This window comes from Sphingomonas sp. SRI_018 (assembly GCF_057586275.1).
This window is the reverse complement of record NZ_JBYCZO010000001.1, coordinates 1,128,452-1,146,394: the sequence shown is the minus strand read 5'-3', so window position 1 is coordinate 1,146,394 and position 17,943 is coordinate 1,128,452. Positions and strand designations below refer to the sequence as shown.

Below are 17,943 nucleotides of genomic sequence, written 5' to 3'. Positions count from 1 at the left end.
TTACTTAACGACGTAGGGCAGAAGGCCCAGGTGACGGGCGCGCTTGATCGCCTGGGCGAGCTCGCGCTGCTTCTTGGCGCTCACCGAGGTGATGCGCGACGGGACGATCTTGCCACGCTCCGACACGAAGCCCTGAAGCAGGCGGACGTCCTTGTAATCGATCCGCGGCGCGTCCTTCGCGGAGAAGGGGCAGCTCTTGCGGCGGCGGAAGAAAGCGCGGGCCATCAGTTCTGCTCCCCGGCGAAGTTGTCGTCACGGTCGCGGCGCGGGCGGTCACCGCCCGGGCGCCCCTCGCCACGGTCGCCGCGGCGCTCGCGGTCACGGTCCGACTTGCGCATCATCACGCTCGGGCCGTTCTCATGCGCGTCGACCTTGACGGTCATGTAGCGGATGACGTCCTCGTTGATCTGGATCTGGCGCTCCAGCTCGGCGACGGTGTCGCCGGGGGCATCGATCTCGAGCATCACGTAATGCGCCTTGCGGTTCTTCGCGATGCGATAGGCGAGGCTGCGGAGGCCCCAGGTCTCGGTCTTCACGACCTTGCCCTTGTGGTCCTCGACGATCTTGGTGGCGGCTTCCGCCAGTGCGTCCACTTGCGCCTGTGCCAAGTCCTGGCGCGCAAGGAACACATGCTCGTACAGAGCCATGTGGTCTTTCCCGTCTTGGCCGATCGCTGACGCCGCCCCATGCGGACGCCCCTCCGGCTGTCGTTCCATATTCAAACAGCACAGGGGCGGAGAGACTGGCTCTCCGCCCCGGCTGTGGCGCTGCCTCTACGGATTTTTGGCCGAAAGGCAAGCCCCTCGCTTAGTTGAAGGCGCCGGCGACGACCGCGCCGATCAGGCCGCCGGCAAGCGCGACGAGCACCGCGTCGTTGCCCGAGCGCACCCAATGGTAGCCGCGCGGCGGCGCATAGAGGTGACGGCCGCGATAGGCCTGCCAGTTGTTCACGACCCGGTAGTTGCGGGCGTAGCGATGGTCGAACCGCTGGCCCTTGCGCCATGCGCGGTAGTTGGTCTTGCGGACGTCGCGCTTCACGACGACGGTCTTGCCTGGGGTGTGGCGCACCACGGTCGACGAGCGGTGCTGGTCGTACGGCGCGGCCATGGCGGGCGCGGCGACCAGCGAAGCGGCGACGGCCGCCAGGATCATCTTCTTCATAAAATCCTCCTCTTTCAGTCACCTCGTCGGCGACATGGAGAGAAGTAGGGGGCGACTGTCCCGCGCCTGTGTCGATCCGGTCGCGAAATGGTCGCAGAGTGTCGCGGTGCGGAAAGCTTTGTTCATCTTCGCCCGCTTGCCTCGCGCGGGCGGTGCTCCTAACCGGGCGGCTTCGTTCATTCGGGCCGCGAGGAGGGGATCATGCGCGCCTTCATCTTTCCAGGACAGGGGAGCCAGTCGGTCGGCATGGGTGCGGCGCTCGCGGCGGCGAGCAGCCATGCGCGCGAAGTGTTTCAGGAGGTCGACGACGCGCTGGGGCAGAATCTGTCGCGGCTGATGGCGGAAGGGCCCGAGGACCAGCTCATGCTGACCGAGAATGCCCAGCCGGCGATCATGGCCAATGCGATCGCGGTGCTGCGCGTGCTGGAGCGCGAGGGCGGGGTCCGACTGGCCGACAAGGCGGATTATGTCGCGGGCCATTCGCTCGGCGAATATACGGCATTGTGCGCGGCCGGGGCGCTCGACCTCGCCACCACCGCGCGGCTGCTCAAGCTGCGCGGGCAGGCGATGCAGGCGGCGGTGCCGGTCGGCATGGGGGCGATGGCGGCGCTGCTCGGCGCGGACCGGGAGAAGGCGCAGGCGATCGCCGACGCCGCGGCCGAGGGTGAAGTGTGCACCGTCGCCAACGACAACGATCCCTCGCAGGTGGTGATCTCCGGCGCGGCCGGCGCGATCGAACGCGCCGTCGCGATCGCCAAGGACATGGGAGCGAAGCGCGCGGTGCTGCTGCCGGTATCGGCGCCGTTCCACTGCCCGCTGATGCAGCCGGCCGCCGAGGCGATGGAGAAGGCGCTGGCCGACGTCGAGCTGCGTGCGCCGCTGGTGCCGGTCTATGCCAATGTCACCGCGGCGCCGGTGGCCGATCCCGTCGTGATCAAGGCGCTGCTGGTCGAGCAGGTGACCGGCATGGTGCGCTGGCGCGAATCGGTGGCGGCGATGTGGGATGCCGGGGTGCATGACTTCGTCGAGCTCGGCGGCAAGGTGCTGGGCGCGATGGTCAAACGCATCGCGCCGGATGCCGTGGCGACGAGCGTGATCGGGATGGATGATATCGAGGGGGTGGCTAAGGTTCTTTAGGGTTCACGCGGAGGCGCGGAGACGCGGAGGTGAAGGATCTTGAGGCGATCAGCGGAGACGTCATAGACGTTGCGGTTCGATTACACCGCGATCTTGGCCCCGGGGCTGCTTGAAAGCGTCTATGAGGCGGTTCTCGCCGCAAAGCTTGGCGAAGTGGGCTACTTCGTCGAACGGCAGCGACCCGTCGACTTCGAGTTCGAGGGGCATTCGTTTCGAGAATGCGTTTCGTATAGACCTTTTAGTCGAACAGCGCCTACTCGTTGAAATCAAATCAGTAGAGCGGCTGACCGCCGCTCATGGGAAGCAATTGTTGACCTACTTGCGACTCACAAAGCAGCCCGTAGGGCTGCTGATCAATTTTGGCGGTGCGACACTGAAGGAAGGGCTTCGTCGGATAGTCAATGACTATCGCCCCTCCGCGTCTCCGCGCCTCCGCGTGAATCAAAATATCGGAGACCAATAATGTTCGACCTGACAGGCATGACCGCGCTGGTGACCGGCGCTTCCGGAGGCATCGGTTCGGCGATCGCCGAGGCGCTGGCGGGGCAGGGGGCTCGGCTGGCGGTGTCCGGGTCCAATGCGGAGAAGCTGGAGGCTTATCGGGCGAAGCTCGGCGGCGATCATGTTGCATTGCAGTGCGATCTCTCCGATGGCGCAGCGGTTGACCAGCTGGTGCCGCGGGCGGTCGAGGCGCTGGGCGGGAAGCTCGACATCCTCGTTAACAATGCCGGCGTCACCCGCGACAATCTCGCGATGCGGATGAAGGACGAGGAATGGGATCAGGTGATCCGCGTCAACCTGGAGGCGGCCTTCCGCCTCGCCCGCGCCGCGGCCAAGCCGATGATGAAGGCGCGATTCGGGCGGATCGTGTCGATCACCTCGGTGGTGGGCGTGACCGGCAACCCGGGGCAGGCCAATTATGCCGCGTCCAAGGCGGGGCTGATCGGCATGTCCAAGGCGCTGGCGCAGGAGCTCGCCAGCCGCGGCATCACCGTCAACTGCGTCGCGCCCGGCTTCATCCGGTCTGCGATGACCGACGTGCTGCCCGACGCGCAGAAGGAGGCGTTGCTCGGCCGAATCCCGACCGGGGACCTGGGCTCGGGCGCGGATATCGGCGCTGCCGTGGTCTATCTGGCGAGCCGCGAGGCGGGCTATGTCACCGGCCAGACGTTGCATGTGAACGGCGGCATGGCGATGCCGTGAACCACCGCGCCCCTTGCAAGGGCCCCGGCCGCACTCTAGTTGCGTTCGGCAACACACACGAACACCCGTAAGAAGGAACAGGGCATGAGCGAAACCGCCGACCGCGTGAAGAAGATCGTCGTCGAGCACCTCGGCGTCGAGGCGGACAAGGTGACCGAGGACGCGAGCTTCATCGACGATCTGGGCGCGGACAGCCTCGACATCGTCGAGCTGGTGATGGCGTTCGAGGAAGAGTTCGGGGTCGAGATCCCGGACGACGCCGCCGAGAAGATCACGACCGTCAAGGACGCGATCGCGTACATCGACGAGCACAAGGGCTGAGTTTCGCCCGACCGCTCCCCGAGCGGGCGAGCGAATGATCTGCAGCGGCTCCCCGTCCCGGGCATCTCATGGGGCTGGGAGCCGTTGGCGTTTTTGAAGATGGGAACACGGAGAGAGCCATGCGTCGCGTCGTCGTGACCGGCCTCGGGCTCGTCACCCCGCTGGGTGCCGATGTCGAGACTGCCTGGAAGAACATCATCGCCGCCAAGTCCGGCGCCGGGACGATCACGCGCTTCGACGCGTCCGATTACCACAGCAATTATGCCTGCGAAGTGAAGCCGGCCGACCATGAATATGGCTTCGACCCCAACAAGCGCGTCGACCACAAGGTGCAGCGCCAGGTCGATCCGTTCATCGTCTACGGCATCGACGCCGCCGGCCAGGCGATCGAGGACGCCGGCCTCACCGACATGACCGAGGAGGAACGGTTCCGCGCGGGCTGCTCGATCGGATCGGGCATCGGCGGCCTGCCGGGCATCGAGAGCGAATCGCTGGTGCTGGAGCACAAGGGGCCGAAGCGCGTGTCCCCGCATTTCGTCCACGGCCGGCTCATCAACCTCATCACCGGCCAGGTGCAGATCAAATACGGCCTGATGGGTCCGAATCATGCCGTGGTGACCGCCTGCTCGACCGGCGCGCATTCGATCGGCGACGCCGCCGCGATGATCGCGCGCGACGATGCCGACGTCATGCTCGCGGGCGGCGCCGAGGGCGCGATCTGCCCGATCGGCATCGCCGGCTTCGGTCAGGCGCGCGCGCTGTCGACCGGCTTCCGCGACGAGCCGTGGCGCGCCAGCCGGCCGTGGGACGAGGGTCGCGACGGCTTCGTGATGGGCGAGGGCGCGGGCGTGGTGGTGCTCGAGGAATATGAGCGCGCCAAGAAGCGCGGCGCCAAGATCTATGCCGAAGTGGTCGGCTACGGCCTGTCGGGCGACGCCTATCACGTCACCGCGCCGCATCCCGAGGGCTCCGGCGCCTATCGGTCGATGGAGATGGCGATGCGCAAGTCGGGGCTCGACCTCGCCGACATCGACTACATCAACGCGCACGGCACCTCGACGCCGCTCGGCGACGAGCTCGAGCTGGGCGCGGTGCGGCGGCTGTTCGGCAATAACATCGGCCATCTGTCGATGAGCTCGACCAAGTCGGCGATCGGGCATCTGCTCGGCGGCGCGGGCGCGGTGGAGAGCATCTTCTGCATCCTGGCGCTGCGCGACCAGGTGGTGCCGCCGACGCTCAACCTCGACAACCCGAGCGAGAATTGCGCGGGCGTCGACCTCGTCCCGCACGTTGCAAAGGAGCGCAAGGTGCGGGCGGTGCTCAACAACAGCTTCGGCTTCGGCGGCACCAACGCGTCGCTGGTGATGAAGGCGATCTAGCCGATCATGCGCAGGCTCGGCTGCCTGGGACTGGTGGTTGGCCTGCTCGCGATCGCGGGCCTGTTCCTCGTCATGCAGAGCTGGGGCGGTCAGGGGCCGCTCCAGCGCAACGCCAGCGTGCTGGTGCCCGAGGGCGCCAGCCTGTCGCGGGCGGCGGTCGAGCTCGAGAAGGCGGGAGCGATCCCCTCGGCGCGGCGGTTCACGCTGTTCGCCAAGCTGTTCGGCGGCTCGACGCCGATCCGGGCCGGCGAATACCGGCTGCCGGCCCACATCAGCCAGTCCGATATCCTGAAGCTGCTGCAGGGCGGCAAGACGCTCCAGCGCTTCGTGACGGTGCCCGAGGGCTGGCCATCGGTTTTCGTGCAGCAGGCGCTGATGAAGGCGCCGCAGCTCACGGGGAGCGTGCCGGTGCCGCCCGAAGGATCGGTGCTGCCCGACAGCTACAGCTATTCGCGCGGCGACGCGCGGGCGGAGGTGCTCGCGCGGATGCGGCAGGCGATGGACCGCTATCTCGCCGCCGCCTGGGCGAAGCGGAAGCCGGGCATCGCGGTGAAGACGCCGCGCGAGGCGCTGATCCTCGCCTCGATCGTCGAGAAGGAGACCGGCAAGCCCGAAGAGCGGCGGATGGTGGCGGCGGTCTATTCCAACCGCCTGAAGCGCGGGATGCCGCTGCAGGCCGATCCGACGGTGATCTATCCGATCACCCAGGGCAAGCCGCTCGGCCGCCGTATCCTGCGCTCGGAGCTTCAGGCGAAGAACGGGTACAATACCTATGCGATGGCGGGTTTGCCGGAGGGACCGATCGCCAATCCGGGGCGGGCCTCGATCGACGCGGTGCTCGATCCGGCGCAGTCGAACGCACTCTACTTCGTCGCCGACGGCACCGGCGGGCATGTGTTCGCGGACACGCTGGAGCAGCACAACGCCAATGTGCAGAAGTGGTACGCGATCCGCCGGGCGCGGGGCGAGATGTGACGATGCTGCGCGCGATCCGGGTGGTGAGCGCGTTGATGGGTGTGACGCTCGCCTACATGGTGCTGACCGGGGGGATGAGCATCCGGGTGTTCATCGCGCCTGATCTCATCCTGTCGCTGGGACTGATCGTCGCCGCGCTGATGCCGGCGGGGATCGCACCGCGTGCGTTGCTGGCCGCCAACGGCTTTGCGGCCGGCGTGTTCACGGTGGCGACCTCGCGCTACGTGATCGAGGACGGGCGGATCAATCCGCCGCTTATCGTCTATCTGGTGCTGGCGTGGCTGTTCACGCTGTTGCTGGTCGGCCGACGCGGTAGTTCAAACTAGCCATCATCGTCATTGCCGGACTTGGTCCGGCATCCACTGGGCCACCATTACTTCGACCGATTGGCTCGCGGCACCGTGGACCCCGGCACAAGGCCGGGGTGACGGTTGGGGTGCTTATCGGCGCAGCCCCGCCGCCTCGCGCGCCTTGGCTTCGACCTCGGCCATGCTGCCGCTCGCGATCCAGCTGCCGCCGACGCAGAGCACCGGATCGAATGCCAGCCAGTCGGGCGCGCTCGCCTGGGTGACGCCGCCGGTGGGGCAGAACTTCGCTTCGTAAAAGGGTGCGGCGAGGGCCTTGAGCGCCTTGAGGCCGCCGGAGGTTTCGGCGGGGAAGAACTTGAAGTGTCTGAGGCCCAGGTCATAGCCGCGCATGATGTCGCCTGCGCTCGCCACGCCGGGGAGAAAGGGCACGCCGCTCTCGACGATCGGGCGGCCGAGCGTCTCGGTGAGGCCGGGGGAGACGATGAACTCGGCGCCCGCGTCCATCACCGCCTCGAACTGCGCGGTCGAGACCACGGTGCCGGCGCCGACGATCGCTCCCGGAACCTGCTTCATCTCGCGGATCGCCTCGATCGCGGCACCGGTGCGCATCGTCACCTCGAGCACCTTGAGCCCGCCCTTGACCAGCGCCTCGGCGAGCGGACGGGCGGTGGCGGCGTCCTCGATCACCAACACGGGGATGACCGCGCTGGTGCGCATGATCGTTTCGATGTCGCTCACGAGTGGAATCCTTCGAGTTTCTGGGCGTAGGCCGCGGCGGCGCCGAACAGGCCGGGCTGGGGGTGGGTGATGAGCTTGACCGGGATCGAGGCCATCAGCGACTGGAACCGGCCCTTGGCGACGAAACGCTGACCGAAGCCCGAGGCGAGCAGCTTGTCCTTGAGCTTGAGGCCGAGGCCGCCGGCGATCACCACGCCCTTGGGGCCATGGGCGAGCGCGAGGTCGCCCGCGATCGCGCCGAGGCTGAGGCAGAACCGGTCGAGCGCGGCGAGGGCGAGGCTGTCCTTGCCCTCGAACGCCAGCGCCCAGATCGCCTTGTCGTCGAGCCGCTGGATCGGCCGGCCCTCGATCTCGGCGAGCGTCTCGTAGATGGCGACGATGCCGGGGCCGGCGGCGATGCGCTCGGCGGAAACGCGGGTGTAGGTCCTGCGCAGCCGCTGGAGCATCGCGTCCTCGATGCGGTCGAGCGGGGCGAAATCCATGTGGCCGCCCTCGGTCTCGATCACATGATAGCGGTCGGCGGCGCGAAACACCTGGGCGACGCCGAGGCCGGTGCCGGGGCCGCAGACGGTGATCGAGCCGCGCTCGGGGAGCTCGGTGTCGGGACCGCAGATGTGAGCGAACTGATCGTGCGGCACCTGGGCGACGGCGTGGCCGACCGCGCCGAAATCGTTGATGAGGACGTAGTCGTCGACGTCGAGCCGCTCCGGAACCAGCCGCGGACGGATGATCCAGGGATTGTTGGTGAGCTTGATCAGCTCATCGTTCACCGGCGAGGCGACCGCGATCGCGGCGGCGCGGGGGAGGGGCTTGCCGTAGTCTTTGGCGAAATGCTGCCAGGCGGTCTGCAGGCTGGCGTGCTCGGCGGTCTTGAGCGTGTCGGGCTCGCCGAGACGGACGACGCGGCCGCCCTCGACTTCGGCGATGGCGAAGCGAGCATGGGTGCCGCCGATGTCGACTGCTACGACTTCGGTCACGCCGCCATCTCCGCCAGCATGGCCGAGGCGCCTTCCTCCGCGGTCGAGACGCCGCGGCGCATCAGCGCGAACAGCTCTCGGCCGGTGCCGAGCGCGGGGGCAGGCGGCTCGGCGAGCGGGCGGGCGGCCCATTCGGCCTCGTCGACCAGCGCGGTCAGCACGCCGGCCTCGCTGTCGAGGCGAACGATGTCGCCGTCGCGCAGCTTGGCGATCGGGCCGCCGCCCTTCGCTTCGGGCGAGACGTGGATCGCGCACGGCACCTTGCCGCTCGCGCCCGACATGCGGCCGTCGGTGACCAGCGCGACGCGGAAGCCGCGGTTCTGGAGCACGCCGAGCGGCGGGGTGAGCTTGTGGAGCTCGGGCATGCCGTTGGCCTGCGGGCCCTGGAAGCGGACCACCACCACCACGTCGCGGTCGAGCTCACCCGCCTTGAACGCGGCCTGGACCTCGGCCTGGTCGGTGAAGACGCGGCACGGCGCCTCGATCGTCCAGCGATCCGGATCGACCGCCGAGACCTTGATGCAGGCACGACCCAGATTGCCCGAGAGGATGCGGAAGCCACCCTCGGGCTGAAAGGGGTTGTCGATCAGCCGGACGATGCTGTCGTCGCCGCTTTGCTCGGGCAGGTCCTGCCAGACCAATTCCTCATTCTCGATCTGAGGTTTGCGAGCGTAGTCCTTCATTTCGCCCGCAACGGTGACGATATCGTCGTGGAGCAGGCCGCCCTTCAGCAGCTCGCGGATCACCAACGGCGGACCGCCGGCGTCCTCGAACATGTTCACGTCCGCGCTGCCGTTGGGATAGACGCGGGTGAGGAGGGGAACGACTTTTGACAGGCGGTCGAAATCCTCCCAGTCGATCGTGATCCCCGCCGCGCGGGCGATCGCCGGCAGGTGGATGAGATGGTTGGTCGAGCCGCCGGTCGCGAGCAGCGCTACCATCGCGTTGACGATCGCGCGCTCGTCGACGCATTCGGCGAGCGGGCGATAGTCGTTGCCGTCCCAGCCGATCTTCGCCAGCCGGTGCACCGCGGCGCGGGTCAATTCCTGGCGGAGCTTGGTGCCGGGGTTGGGGAAGGCGGCGCCGGGCATGTGGAGGCCCATCGCCTCCATCATCATCTGGTTGGAATTGGCGGTGCCGTAGAAGGTGCAGGTGCCCTTGTCGTGATAGGCGGCGATCTCGGCATCGAGCAGCTCCTCGCGGCTCGCCTTGCCCTCGGCATAGAGCTCGCGGATGCGTGCCTTGTCCTTGTTGGCGAGACCGGAGCGCATCGGGCCGCCCGGGATCAGCACCATCGGCAGGTGGCCGAAGCGCAGCGCGCCGATCAGCAGGCCCGGCACGATCTTGTCGCAGATGCCGAGCAGCGCCGCACCCTCGAACATGCCGTGGCTGAGCGCGATGGCGGTGGAGAGGGCGATGGTGTCGCGGCTGAACAGCGACAGCTCCATGCCGGCATAGCCCTGCGTCACGCCGTCGCACATCGCCGGCACGCCGCCGGCGACCTGGGCGGTGACGCCGGCCTCGCGCGCCCAGATCTTCATCTGCTCCGGGTAGCGGTAATAGGTCGCATGGGCTGACAACATGTCGTTGTAAGCCGTTACAATCCCGATGTTCATCCGGTTGGCCGGCCGCATCGCGTCGCGGTCCTCGTCGGTACCGGCATAGCCGTGGGCGAGGTTGGCGCAGCCGAGCATCGGCCGGTCGACGCCGGTGGCACGCTGGCCTTCCATCAGCCCGAGATAGGCGGCGCGGCCCGGCTTCGAGCGTTCGATGATGCGGTCGGTGACCGCGGCGACTTCGGGGTGGAGGGTCATGCGGGGCTCCAGTGGATGTCGACCGGCAGTTCCACGTCGGCAAGGATGCGGCCGATCGGATAGGGGGAGGAGGCACCGCCTTTTACCGCGTCCTCGACCACCTGGCGCTTGGCGTCGCCGGTGATGGCGATGGTGAGCGCGCGGGCGGAGACGATGGCGGCGCGGCTCAGGGTAACGCGCGGGACGGGGGCTTCGGACGGCAGCGGGTCGGGCATCACGCCGAGCGCGCGGCGCTCCTTGGGGCCGTTGAGCGCCTCGTCATAGTCGGGGCCGGGGAAGATCGAGGCGCAATGGCCGTCGCCGCCGACGCCGAGCAGGCAGAGGTCGAGTGGCCAGTGGAGATCCTGGAGCAGCGCGTCGGCAGCGCGGCCGGCCGCCTTGTAGTCGGGCGCGGTGGCGCTGAGCAGGGGGATGACGCGGGCGCGCTTGGGGATGAAGACCTTGCCGATCGCGGTGACGTTCGACAGCGGGTCGCCGAGCGGCACGATGCGCTCGTCTCCGGGGATGATCGTGACGCGCGACCAGTCGAGCTTGGTCTCGGCGAGCCGCTCATAGATGGGGAGCGGGGTCTTGCCGCCCGCGAGCGCGATCACCGCCGTCCCGCGCGCGTCGATCGCGCTCTCGATCACGAAGGCGAGGTCGCCGGCGACCGCCTCCGCCATCTCGGCCGCGTCGTCATAGTCCCACCATTCGATTTCGTCGGTCATGCGCGCTTTCTCTTTTTTGCTTCTACGCCGTCATTCCCGCGAAGGCGGGAATCCATTCTGGCTGAACTCAGTGAGAGCCGCAGTGTTCAGTGATTATGGATTCCCGCCTTCGCGGGAATGACGAAGGATTGAGGGCTGCTACTCCGTCCACGTCACGCCATCCCGTTCGGTGAGCGCGATGCTGGCGGACGGGCCCCAGCTTCCCGAGGGATAGGGTTTGGGCTTGATGTCGTTGGCGATCCAGCCGGCGCGGATCGCGTCGATCCACTGCCATTGCGCCTCCACCTCGTCGCGGCGGACGAACAGCGTGGGATCGCCCTCGATCAGGTCGAGCAGCAGCCGCTCATAGGCGATGCGGCGGCGGGTGCCGGCGAACTCGTGCTCGAGGCTGAGGTTGAGCGGCACCTCGCGCAGCCGGATGCCCTCGCGGTCGAGCCCCGGCTGCTTCGCCATTACCAGCAGGCGGACATATTCCTCGGGCTGGAGGCGGATCACCAGTGTGTTGGGCTGGAGCTGCCCGCCGCGCTCGGCGAAGATCGAGTGGGGCACGCCCTTGAACTGGATCGAGATCTCGCTTTGGCGCTGGGGCAGGCGCTTGCCGGTGCGCAGGTAGAAGGGCACGCCCTGCCAGCGCCAATTGTCGACATGCGCCTTGATCGCGACGAAGGTCTCGGTGCTCGAATCCTTGCCGAGTTCCTCGTCATAGCCCTTGACGATCTCGCCCTTGACCGCGCCGGCGCCGTACTGGCCGGTGACGGTGAGATGGCCGACCTCGGCCGGCGCGATGCGGCGGAGCGAGCGCAGCACCTTGACCTTCTCGTCACGAATCGAGGTGCCGTCGAAGCGGGCAGGCGGCTCCATCGCGATCAGCGCGAGCAACTGGAGCATGTGGTTCTGCACCATGTCGCGCAGCGCGCCGGCGGTGTCGTAATAGCCGGCGCGGTCCTCCAGCCCCACCGTCTCGGCGATGGTGATCTGGACATGGTCGATCCCGCGCGCGTTCCAGATCGGCTCGAACAGCGAATTGCCGAAGCGCAGCGCCAGGATGTTCTGCACCGTCTCCTTGCCGAGATAATGGTCGATGCGGAAGGTGCGCTCTTCGGGGAAGGCATGGGCGACCGCATCGTTGATCTCGCGGCTGGAGGCGAGATCGTGGCCGAGCGGCTTCTCCAGGCCGATCCGCACCGTCTCGCCGGCGAGGCCGACCGAATCGAGGCCCTTGATCGTCGGCTCGAACAGGAAAGGCGCTGTCGACAGGAAAATGGCGAGCCCCCCAGAGACGTCGCCGATCTTCTCGGCGAGGGCGGGGAAGCCGTCCAGCTTCGAGGCGTCGAGCGGCTGGTAGCCAAGCCGGTCGAGGAAGGAGGCGATCGCCGCCTTGTCCTTGCGGTCGGCGGGCAGGAACTCGTCGAGCGCCTTGCTGGCGAAATCGCGATAGCCGGCGTCGTCATGATCCGACCGCGCGGTGCCGGTGATGGTGAGCTTCTCGGGCAGCAGCCCGTCGGCATGGAGGCCGTAGAGCGACGGCAGCAACATGCGCTGGGCGAGATCGCCCGTCGCGCCGAACAAAAGCAGCTTGCCAACGGCTTCGGTCATTCACGGCCCTCCTGCCGGCGCGATGTAGCGATCCACGCCTTTCGGGCAAGGCGCATACGTATGGTTTTAGAGAACGAGGCCCGCAGTCGGATCGAGGCCCGCCATGATGTTGAGGTTCTGCACCGCCGCGCCCGCCGCGCCCTTGCCGAGGTTGTCGAGCGTCGCGACGAGCCGTGCCTGGCCGCGCTCGGCATTGCCGAATACGCGCAGGGTGAGCCGGTCGGTGCCCGCATCCTCCTCGATGCGGATCAGTGGCGGGGCGTCGGTGGCGACGCGGACGATCGGGCTCGCCTGATAGGCCGCCTCCAGCACCTCGGTCACCGCCTCGATGCTCGGGCGGCGCGGCAGGGCGTGGAGCGGCAGCGGCACCTCGACCACCATGCCGCGATAGGTGTTGGCGACCGAGGGCATGAAGATCGGCGGATGCTCGAGCCGGGCGTGGCGCTGCATCTCCGGCACATGCTTGTGGGCGAGGGCGAGGCCGTAGCCGCGCCAGGCGGTCTGCTCCGTGCCCTTCTCGAACTCCTCGATCATCGAGCGGCCGCCGCCCGAATAGCCGGAGACGGCGTTGACGCTGAGCGCCCAGTCGGCCGGGATCAGCCCGGCGCGGACCAGCGGGCGAACGAGCGCAAGGAAACCGGTAGGGTAGCAGCCTGGATTGGTGACCCGCGGAGCCTCGGCGATCGCAGCGGCCTGGCTTGGTTCGAGTTCGGCGAAGCCATAAGCCCAGCCCTCCGCCACGCGATGCGCGGTCGAGGCGTCGATCACGCGGGTGCGCGGGTTGTCGATCAGCGCGACGCTCTCGCGCGCGGCGTCGTCGGGCAGGCATAGGATGACGAAGGCGGCGTCGTTGAGCGCCTGGCGCCGCGCTTCCGGGTCCTTGCGCTGGGCGTCGTCGAGCGCGATCAGTGCGATCTCGTCGCGCCCGGCGAGCCGTTCGCGGATTTCGAGGCCGGTGGTGCCGGCGGCGCCGTCGATGAACACGCTGTGCTTCACGGGAGCCTCCGCCGCACGGAAATGGCGCCGAGATCGGCGATCGGGACCTGTACGACCCGGTCGGCGACACGAATCGCGTGGGTCTCGTCGGTGGCGATCGCCACCTCGCCATCGAAGAAGAGAAGGTCGCCGCGGAGCATCGGTGCGTCCTCACCTATAGCACGGCCGATTGTCGCCTGGAGATCGACGAATCGAGGCACGCGGATGCCCGCCAGCGAGAGCGAGAGGAAGACGAGGCCGCCGGCGTCGACGCCGGCGCCCGACCGTCCCCCGGGAACCGAGGGCACGCCGACCAACCGCTCGGCGATATGGACGAAATCCTCCACCGGCGCGTCGAGCGGGCGGACGTCGGCTTCGGTGAAGCTCTGGTCGCCCACGATGCGACTGCCCATCGGCAGGTCGGGAATGCCTTGGCCGATCACGATGTGGCTCGGCGCGACGACCGGGCCGAGCGCGTCGATCGCGACGAAGCCGACGGCGCCGTCGATAGGGCTGACACCCCAGGCATAGCCGCGGGAGAGCTCCAGCACGTCGAAGGTCTCGCCCATCAGCACCTCGGAGCGCTGCTCCCCGCCGATCACTGCATAGACCGGCGTGCGCTGCGTCACGCCCCGCGTCATCGCAGCGGCGTAATGCGGCGCGAACAGCCGGTCGGCGAGGCGCAGATCGGCAAGGTCGCCGCGGGCGGCATCGACGCGCGGATCGAAGGCATGGCTGCGCCCGGCAAGCGCGAAACGCTTACGCGTGGGCGTGGTCGGAAACGTGTCGGTGTGGGGCGTCGGCCGGGGCGTCGCCGGCGAGGAATTGCCCGAATTCTGCAAGAAAGTCTGCCCCCTTGGTCGTGCGCGCGACGAAGATGTTGCGCTTGTCGGCATCGTCGCGTTGGCGGCGCAGATAGCCGAGCGCGCCCAGACGATTCAAGGCGCGCGTGACGACCGGTTTCGAGACGTTCAGCGCGCGCGCCAATCCGCGCACTGTATGGGGGCCGGGATCGAGATAGACAAGCAGCAGCAGCGCCATCTGCCGATTGGTGAGATCCGGCTCGCCCGAGCGGACGTAATCGACCAGCGTATGCATCCAGGTGAACAGCGACTGATCCGACACGGCATTCACGGCACTGGTGTCCAATTCACTCTCGGGCAGCGGGTTCAACAAGGATTAACGCTATTGGAGCCGCCTGGTTTCAGTGCGTTCGCGAAATGTTTGTCGCGCGCGACGGACCGTGCGGTTGATCGGGACGGCCTGCTCGCCTATGTCCGCCGCACTTTCTTGAAATCATTGGCCGGGTTCATGCTGTTCACCTTTCTGCTCGTCGTCCAGGCGATCGTCGCCGCGCTGCTCGTCACCGTCATTCTGATGCAGAAGTCGGAGGGCGGCGGGCTCACCTCGTCGGGCAGCCCCTCCGGCCTGATGTCGGCGCGTGGCGCGGCGGACTTCCTGACCCGCTCGACCGCGGTCCTGGCGACGATCTTCGTGTTGCTCAGCATCGGGCTGGCCTTCATCGCGGCGACCCGCCAGTCGAGCACGATCGACACGAGCTTGGCGCGCAAGGCCGGCAATACCCCGCCCGCCGCCACCGCGCCGCTCCAGACGCCCGCCGGCGACGACGCGCTCGCCGGTGCCGCCGCCAACGCCGCCGCGGCGACGCAGGCCAATGCGGCCGCCGGCAACGGCGCGGTTCCGCTCGTCCAGTAACCATCGGCGATTGACGTCGTAAAAATCGGGCAGCGCCGATTCGGGCGCTTGCCCCGTTGCGGCGTTCGCCCCTATGCGGTGATTCCCATGGCGCGGTTTATTTTTATCACCGGCGGCGTGGTCAGCTCGCTTGGCAAGGGTCTGATGGCGGCAAGCCTCGCAGCATTGCTGCAGGCGCGCGGCTACAAGGTCCGCATCCGCAAGTTCGATCCCTACCTCAACGTCGATCCGGGCACGATGAGCCCGTATCAGCACGGCGAGGTCTATGTGACCGACGACGGCGCCGAGACCGATCTCGACCTCGGCCACTATGAGCGTTTCACCGGCGTGTCGGCGCGGCAGTCGGACAACGTCACCTCGGGCCGTATCTACCAGACGATCATCGCCAAGGAGCGGCGCGGCGACTATCTCGGCGCGACCGTGCAGGTGATCCCGCACGTCACCGACGCGATCAAGGAATTCGCGCGCGCCGACACCGATGGGCTCGATTTCGTGCTGTGCGAGATCGGCGGCACTGTCGGCGACATCGAGTCGCTGCCGTTCATGGAGGCGATCCGCCAGCTCCGGAACGACGTCGGCCGGCAGAACGCCTGCTTCGTTCACCTGACCTTGGTGCCCTACATCGCTGCAGCCGGCGAACTGAAGACCAAGCCGACGCAGCACAGCGTGCGCGACCTGACCGCGCTTGGCATCCAGCCCGACGTGCTGGTGTGTCGCTGCGAGCGGCCGCTGCCGGAGAGCGAGCGCGCCAAGATCGCGCTGTTCTGCAACGTGCCGCCGAGCGCGGTCATCCCGGCGCTCGACGCGCCGTCGATCTATGGCGTGCCGCTGCAATATCATGCCGAAGGGCTGGACCGGGCGGTGCTCGACGCGTTCGGCCTGCCGTCGGATGGCGAGCCCGATCTCAGGCGCTGGCACGACATCATGGATCGTCAGCTCAACCCGGAAGGGGAGGTGACGGTCGGCGTCGTCGGCAAATATGTCGGGCTGCAGGACGCCTACAAGTCGCTGAACGAGGCGCTGGTCCACGGCGGCATCGCCAATCGGGTCAAGGTCAACATCCGCTGGATCGACGCCGAGCTGTTCGAGGGCGATGAGACGGAGATTCCGGCGCATCTCGAGCCCTGCCATGCGATCCTCGTCCCCGGCGCGTTCGGCGAGCGCGGCGCGGAGGGCAAGATCGCGTCGGTCCGCTTCGCGCGCGAGCGGGAAATTCCCTATTTCGGCATCTGCTTCGGGATGCAGATGGCGTGCATCGAGGGGGCGCGGAACCTTGCCGGCATCGCGAAGGCGTCGTCGACCGAATTCGGCCCGACCGACGAACCGGTGGTCGGCCTCATCACCGAATGGATGAGCGAAGGCGGGCTCGAGAAGCGCGAAGAGGGCGGCGACCTCGGTGGCACGATGCGGCTCGGCGCCTATCCGGCGAAGCTCGCAGGCAACAGCGTGGTCGCGTCGATCTACGGCAGCGCCGAGATTTCGGAGCGCCACCGCCACCGCTACGAAGTCAACACAACCTATCGCGAGGCGCTGGAGCAGGGCGGTCTGGTATTCTCGGGCATGTCGCCCGACGGTCAGCTGCCCGAGATCGTCGAGCGGCCGGACCATCCGTGGTTCGTCGGCGTGCAGTTCCACCCGGAACTCAAGTCCAAGCCCTTCGACCCGCATCCGCTGTTCGCCAGCTTCATCGAAGCGGCGGTGAAGCAGTCACGACTCGTTTAGCCCGCTCCGTCATGCCGGACTTGTTCCGGCATCCACGGTGCCGCCGGGTACCGGCGCAAGTGGATCGAAACCGAAACCGATCGCCAAATCCACCCAATGCGGGTTGTCGCGTTCGATCAGGTTCATCTTCCACTCGCGCCGCCAGCGTTTGAGGGATTTCTCCCGCCGGATCGCGGCTTCTATCGTCTCATGCATCTCGAAATAGACGAGCCGTAGTGCCCTGTGCTTGCCGGCGAAGCCGCGTGTCAGTCCTTCGCGATGCTGATAGGTGCGTGCCATCAAATCCGAAGTGACGCCCGTATAAAGCGTGCCGTTGTGCTGGCTTGCCAGGATGTAGACGCATGGCGCGCGCTCTCGCATCCGCTGAGCTTAGAGGCGCGGTGGATGCCGGAACAAGTCCGGCATGACGGATCGGGTTTGCAATTCACCCCAAAACAAAAGGCGCCCGGACCGGTGGTCCGGACGCCTCTGCTGCGGCGCCAAAGGGAGCAAAGCGCCGCTAGGGCTCAGGCCGCATCGGCGGCCTTATGCTCGATCGCTGGCTCCTGCGCGGTGGCGGTGCCGATCGCGATCTTCTTGGGCTTCATCGCCTCGGGCACCTCGCGGACCAGCTCGATGGTGAGCAGGCCGTCGGCGAGGTTGGCCGATTCGACGCGGACGAAGTCGGCGAGCTCGAAACGACGCTCGAAGCCGCGGTTGGCGATGCCGAGGTGCAGCATCTGCGCGCCATGATTGTCGTTGCTGGTCTCGCCCTTCCGGCCGCTGACGAGCAGCAGGTTCTGCTGCGCGGTGATGTCGATCTCGCCGGGCTTGAAGCCGGCGACGGCGATGGTGATCCGGTAATGGTCCTCGCCGACGCGCTCGAGGTTGAAGGGCGGGTAATTGTCGCCCGAGCTGCTGCGGGCGCTCGCCTCGAGCAGGTCGAACAGCCGGTCGAAGCCGATCGTCGAGCGGCGGTAGGGGGTAAAGTCGAACTGACGCATGTCAAAGCCTCCTTGAGGAGCAGTTTGAACGTCGATCCCGGAGCCCGAAAACGGCACTCCGGCGGTCGGTGCGGCCCGTGACGGCACCGCACGGACGTGAAATCGGAACGCCTCGGCGAGGTTTCAAGAGGCGGAAGTGGCGGAAATCCTTGGCGGAAAAGCGACGCTTGCGCGCGCTCAACTACAAGTTGCTGGCGTATAATCTACTAAATTGATCGGATTAGGGTATAA

Annotated in this window: 21 protein-coding genes and 1 pseudogene; 9 read left to right on the top strand and 13 right to left on the bottom strand. The window is 67.5% G+C overall.

Annotated elements, in window-relative coordinates:
• The 3 genes from rpsR to AC2YHA_RS05395 all read right to left on the bottom strand — a co-directional run bounded on the left by rpsR (position 1) and on the right by AC2YHA_RS05395 (position 1,161).
• Positions 1-225 (bottom strand): 30S ribosomal protein S18, encoded by a 225-nt coding sequence (rpsR, locus tag AC2YHA_RS05405; protein WP_233782309.1) that lies wholly within the window; start codon positions 223-225, stop codon positions 1-3.
• Positions 225-647: a 30S ribosomal protein S6 gene (rpsF, locus tag AC2YHA_RS05400; RefSeq protein WP_233782310.1), complete on the bottom strand. Its 423-nt coding sequence runs from the start codon at positions 645-647 to the stop codon at positions 225-227. Before rpsF ends, rpsR begins: the two co-directional genes overlap by 1 nt.
• 160 nt (positions 648-807) lie before the next feature.
• Positions 808-1,161 carry an RcnB family protein gene (locus tag AC2YHA_RS05395; RefSeq protein ID WP_487400656.1) on the bottom strand — a complete coding sequence of 118 codons (354 nt, stop codon included), beginning with the start codon at positions 1,159-1,161 and terminating at the stop codon, positions 808-810.
• 201 nt (positions 1,162-1,362) lie between these two features.
• Here AC2YHA_RS05395 and fabD point away from each other — a divergent pair, with 201 nt between their 5' ends.
• The 7 genes and pseudogenes from fabD (at position 1,363) to AC2YHA_RS05360 (ending at position 6,502) form a co-directional block, all read left to right on the top strand.
• Positions 1,363-2,298: an ACP S-malonyltransferase gene (fabD, locus tag AC2YHA_RS05390; RefSeq protein WP_487400655.1), complete on the top strand. Its 936-nt coding sequence runs from the start codon at positions 1,363-1,365 to the stop codon at positions 2,296-2,298.
• Between the two features lie 29 nt (positions 2,299-2,327).
• Positions 2,328-2,761, top strand: a pseudogene (locus AC2YHA_RS05385) (GxxExxY protein).
• Positions 2,761-3,501: a 3-oxoacyl-[acyl-carrier-protein] reductase gene (gene fabG / locus AC2YHA_RS05380; protein WP_233782314.1), complete on the top strand. Its 741-nt coding sequence runs from the start codon at positions 2,761-2,763 to the stop codon at positions 3,499-3,501. The pseudogene AC2YHA_RS05385 and the gene fabG overlap by 1 nt, the downstream one beginning before the upstream one ends.
• Before the next feature lie 84 nt (positions 3,502-3,585).
• Entirely contained in the window at positions 3,586-3,822 is a 237-nt protein-coding gene (locus AC2YHA_RS05375) for an acyl carrier protein (protein WP_233782315.1), read from the top strand.
• Between the two features lie 119 nt (positions 3,823-3,941).
• Positions 3,942-5,201 carry a beta-ketoacyl-ACP synthase II gene (gene fabF, locus AC2YHA_RS05370; protein WP_487400654.1) on the top strand — a complete coding sequence of 420 codons (1,260 nt, stop codon included), beginning with the start codon at positions 3,942-3,944 and terminating at the stop codon, positions 5,199-5,201.
• 6 nt (positions 5,202-5,207) lie between these two features.
• Positions 5,208-6,176 (top strand): endolytic transglycosylase MltG, encoded by a 969-nt coding sequence (gene mltG / locus AC2YHA_RS05365; RefSeq protein ID WP_487400653.1) that lies wholly within the window; start codon positions 5,208-5,210, stop codon positions 6,174-6,176.
• Positions 6,173-6,502: a hypothetical protein gene (locus tag AC2YHA_RS05360; RefSeq protein WP_487400652.1), complete on the top strand. Its 330-nt coding sequence runs from the start codon at positions 6,173-6,175 to the stop codon at positions 6,500-6,502. Before mltG ends, AC2YHA_RS05360 begins: the two co-directional genes overlap by 4 nt.
• A gap of 114 nt (positions 6,503-6,616) precedes the next feature.
• On the opposite strand, the gene eda is transcribed toward AC2YHA_RS05360, so the two are convergent.
• The 8 genes from eda to AC2YHA_RS05320 all read right to left on the bottom strand — a co-directional run bounded on the left by eda (position 6,617) and on the right by AC2YHA_RS05320 (position 14,389).
• Positions 6,617-7,201, bottom strand: coding sequence for a bifunctional 4-hydroxy-2-oxoglutarate aldolase/2-dehydro-3-deoxy-phosphogluconate aldolase (eda, locus tag AC2YHA_RS05355; protein ID WP_487401705.1), 585 nt, complete (start codon positions 7,199-7,201; stop codon positions 6,617-6,619).
• A gap of 17 nt (positions 7,202-7,218) precedes the next feature.
• Positions 7,219-8,199, bottom strand: a complete 981-nt coding sequence (gene glk / locus AC2YHA_RS05350; RefSeq protein WP_487400651.1) for a glucokinase — start codon at positions 8,197-8,199, stop codon at positions 7,219-7,221.
• Positions 8,196-10,013 carry a phosphogluconate dehydratase gene (gene edd, locus AC2YHA_RS05345; protein ID WP_487400650.1) on the bottom strand — a complete coding sequence of 606 codons (1,818 nt, stop codon included), beginning with the start codon at positions 10,011-10,013 and terminating at the stop codon, positions 8,196-8,198. Before edd ends, glk begins: the two co-directional genes overlap by 4 nt.
• Entirely contained in the window at positions 10,010-10,720 is a 711-nt protein-coding gene (gene pgl / locus AC2YHA_RS05340; RefSeq protein ID WP_487400649.1) for a 6-phosphogluconolactonase, read from the bottom strand. The genes edd and pgl overlap by 4 nt, the downstream gene beginning before the upstream one ends.
• Before the next feature lie 138 nt (positions 10,721-10,858).
• Positions 10,859-12,316, bottom strand: coding sequence for a glucose-6-phosphate dehydrogenase (gene zwf / locus AC2YHA_RS05335; protein WP_233782322.1), 1,458 nt, complete (start codon positions 12,314-12,316; stop codon positions 10,859-10,861).
• Positions 12,317-12,382: 66 nt separating this feature from the next.
• Positions 12,383-13,312 (bottom strand): N-acetyl-gamma-glutamyl-phosphate reductase, encoded by a 930-nt coding sequence (gene argC / locus AC2YHA_RS05330; RefSeq protein WP_487400648.1) that lies wholly within the window; start codon positions 13,310-13,312, stop codon positions 12,383-12,385.
• Complete coding sequence (locus AC2YHA_RS05325; RefSeq protein ID WP_233782324.1) at positions 13,309-14,133, bottom strand: C40 family peptidase; 825 nt, start codon at positions 14,131-14,133, stop codon at positions 13,309-13,311. The genes argC and AC2YHA_RS05325 overlap by 4 nt, the downstream gene beginning before the upstream one ends.
• Positions 14,051-14,389, bottom strand: a complete 339-nt coding sequence (locus tag AC2YHA_RS05320) for a MarR family transcriptional regulator (protein WP_233786561.1) — start codon at positions 14,387-14,389, stop codon at positions 14,051-14,053. Before AC2YHA_RS05320 ends, AC2YHA_RS05325 begins: the two co-directional genes overlap by 83 nt.
• 216 nt (positions 14,390-14,605) lie before the next feature.
• Here AC2YHA_RS05320 and secG point away from each other — a divergent pair, with 216 nt between their 5' ends.
• Both secG and pyrG read left to right on the top strand, forming a co-directional pair.
• Positions 14,606-15,007, top strand: coding sequence for a preprotein translocase subunit SecG (gene secG, locus AC2YHA_RS05315; protein WP_233786562.1), 402 nt, complete (start codon positions 14,606-14,608; stop codon positions 15,005-15,007).
• An 87-nt stretch (positions 15,008-15,094) separates the two neighbouring features.
• Positions 15,095-16,729 (top strand): CTP synthase, encoded by a 1,635-nt coding sequence (gene pyrG / locus AC2YHA_RS05310; protein WP_487400647.1) that lies wholly within the window; start codon positions 15,095-15,097, stop codon positions 16,727-16,729.
• 9 nt (positions 16,730-16,738) lie between these two features.
• Here the strand turns inward: pyrG and AC2YHA_RS05305 are convergent, their stop codons facing one another.
• Both AC2YHA_RS05305 and AC2YHA_RS05300 read right to left on the bottom strand, forming a co-directional pair.
• Positions 16,739-17,089: a GIY-YIG nuclease family protein gene (locus AC2YHA_RS05305; protein ID WP_487400646.1), complete on the bottom strand. Its 351-nt coding sequence runs from the start codon at positions 17,087-17,089 to the stop codon at positions 16,739-16,741.
• A 146-nt stretch (positions 17,090-17,235) separates the two neighbouring features.
• Positions 17,236-17,712 (bottom strand): Hsp20 family protein, encoded by a 477-nt coding sequence (locus AC2YHA_RS05300; RefSeq protein ID WP_487400645.1) that lies wholly within the window; start codon positions 17,710-17,712, stop codon positions 17,236-17,238.
• Between the last annotated feature and the right edge of the window lie 231 nt (positions 17,713-17,943).